This is a genomic window from Streptococcus sp. (assembly GCF_032481935.1).
In the GTDB taxonomy this organism is placed as follows: domain Bacteria; phylum Bacillota; class Bacilli; order Lactobacillales; family Streptococcaceae; genus Streptococcus.
Window position 1 is genome coordinate 1 of sequence record NZ_JAWERU010000091.1, and the last position, 1,490, is coordinate 1,490.

General features: G+C 42.1%; 1 protein-coding gene and 1 pseudogene. One reads left to right on the top strand and one right to left on the bottom strand.

Annotated features, from left to right (window positions below; all coding sequences use genetic code 11):
• A pseudogene (locus tag E7C97_RS09460) lies at positions 1-275 on the top strand (heavy metal translocating P-type ATPase); the annotation flags it as partial.
• A 77-nt stretch (positions 276-352) separates the two neighbouring features.
• Here E7C97_RS09460 and tyrS read toward each other — a convergent pair.
• Positions 353-1,490, bottom strand: a 1,138-nt coding sequence (gene tyrS / locus E7C97_RS09465; RefSeq protein WP_316109071.1) for a tyrosine--tRNA ligase, incomplete at its 5' end; no start/stop codon positions are given.

Consider the following 1,490-nt stretch of genomic DNA (forward strand, 5'->3'; position numbering starts at 1 on the left):
ATATCGGTGTGGTGATGAATGAGAGTGCAGATATTTCTAAGCAGATGAGTGATATCTTATTGTTAGATAATCGCTTGGATTTCTTCCAAGAGTTGGATTCGCTATCATCATCTTTGCAAACACTCATCAAGAAGAATATTCAAGATACCGTTGTCGTAAATAGTAGTTTGATTGGCTTTGGCTTGTTTAACTGGCTCAGCCCTTCAAATCTTTCTATCTTACATAATCTAACAACCTTACGCATTGTACTGCGTAGCCTGTCTATTAAGGGATAGGTGGGGACTATTCACAGCAAAAAGGAGTTACCTTTATCGAGGTTAACTCCTTTGTTTATAGGTAAATGTTGAACAATTTAGTAAGTCAATACAAAATATTTTTTCTTACCGCGACGGATAACGGTCAATTCATTTTCTAATTTATCGCTATCGCTCAAGACATAGTCAAGGTCTTGGATGCGGTCGCCGTTGACGTAGATGGCTCCGTTTTGTACGTCTTCACGGGCTTGGCGTTTTGAGTTAACCACGCCAGAAGATACGAGAAGTTCAACGATGTTGTGATTTTCGTCTGCTTGTACTTGGTAGTTTGGTACACCACGAAGTCCTTGTTTGAGTTCTTTGACAGAAAGGTTTTTGATATTTCCAGCAAAGAGTTGTTCAGTGATGTTAAGAGCTTCTTTGTAAGCTTCTTCTCCGTGAACAAGTGTTACGACTTCACGAGCGAGGACTTTTTGAGCCAAGCGTTCGTGTGGAGCTGCTTCAAATTGTTTGCGGATGTCTTCAATCTCATCAAGTGACAAGAAAGTAAAGATTTTCAAGAAGCGAACAGCGTCAGCGTCCATAACATTCATCCAGAATTGGTACATTTCGTATGGAGAAGTCTTTTCAGGGTTAAGCCAAACAGCGTTCCCTTCAGATTTACCAAATTTCTTACCAGTTGCGTCTGTGATGAGTGGAACAGTTATTACGTGACCAGTCTTGTCAGCCTTACGACGAAGCAATTCTGTACCAGCTGTCATATTTCCCCATTGGTCAGATCCACCGATTTGGAGGGTTACATTGTGCTCTTGGTTAAGGACGAAAAAGTCGTACCCTTGCATGATTTGGTAGGCAAATTCTGTGTAAGAAATCCCTGTTTCAATCCGTTTTTTAACAGACTCCTTGCTCATCATGTAGTTGACAGTGAAGTATTTTCCGATATCACGGAGGAAGTCAATGAAGCTGATGCTGCCAAACCAGTCGTAGTTGTTGACCATGACAGCTTTATTTTCACCATTTTCAAAATCAAGAAAGCGAGAAAGTTGTCCTTGGATAGACTTGACCCAGCCATCTACTGTGTCTTTTGTTTGGAGACTACGCTCAGCATCTTTGAAGGACGGATCTCCGATGAGACCAGTAGCACCGCCAACGAGCGCATAAGGTTTGTGACCTGCTAACTGCAAGCGACGACTTGTCAAGATTGCGACAAGGTGGCCTAGGTGAAGGCTGTCAGCA